The sequence below is a fragment of the Pseudomonas sp. SDO5532_S415 genome, from assembly GCF_054071155.1.
Genome location: NZ_JBSVWS010000369.1, coordinates 1 through 779 on the forward strand (window position 1 = coordinate 1; position 779 = coordinate 779).

Genomic DNA, 779 nt, shown 5'->3' on the forward strand with positions numbered 1-779 from the left:
AGCTTTTAGTCCCGCCCACCCCTTCAAGTCTAAACATACAAGCGAGCCTGCTCGCCAATGTCTTGAATCTGGAGAAGAACGTGATCCGTGTACTGGTAGCCGAAGACCACACCATCGTCCGCGAAGGCATCAAGCAATTGATCGGCCTGGCCAAGGATTTGCTGGTGGTGGGGGAGGCGAGCAATGGCGAGCAGTTGCTTGAGACCTTGCGGCATGTGCCCTGCGAAGTGGTGTTGCTCGATATTTCCATGCCGGGGGTGAACGGTCTGGAGGCGATTCCGCGGATCCGCGCGCTGAATAATCCGCCGGTGATCCTGGTGTTGTCGATGCACGACGAGGCGCAGATGGCGGCACGAGCGTTAAAGGTCGGCGCTGCGGGCTACGCAACCAAGGACAGTGATCCGGCCCTGCTGTTGACTGCCATCCGCAGGGTTGCGGCGGGCGGGCGCTATATCGACCCGGACCTGGCTGACCGCATGGTTTTCGAAGTCGGCCTGACGGATTCGCGGCCATTGCATTCATTGCTCTCGGAGCGTGAGTTTTCCGTGTTCGAACGCCTGGCCCAGGGCGCCAACGTCAACGATATTGCCCAGCAACTGGCCTTGAGCAGCAAGACCATCAGCACCCACAAGGCGCGGTTGATGCAGAAGCTCAACATCACCTCTTTGGCTGAACTGGTGAAGTACGCGATGGAGCACAAGCTCCTTTGAAAGATCATCGATCATTGTGGGAGCGAGCCTGCCCGCGAAAGCGGTGCGTCCGTCGATGAGCCTTCGCCT

Annotated in this window: 1 protein-coding gene; it reads left to right on the forward strand. The window is 59.1% G+C overall.

The window, feature by feature from the left end:
- The first annotated feature begins 80 nt into the window (after positions 1-80).
- A complete protein-coding gene (locus tag ACW9HW_RS30145) occupies positions 81-710 on the forward strand; it encodes a response regulator (protein ID WP_020798801.1) in 630 nt (209 codons plus the stop codon).
- Positions 711-779 lie beyond the last annotated feature (69 nt).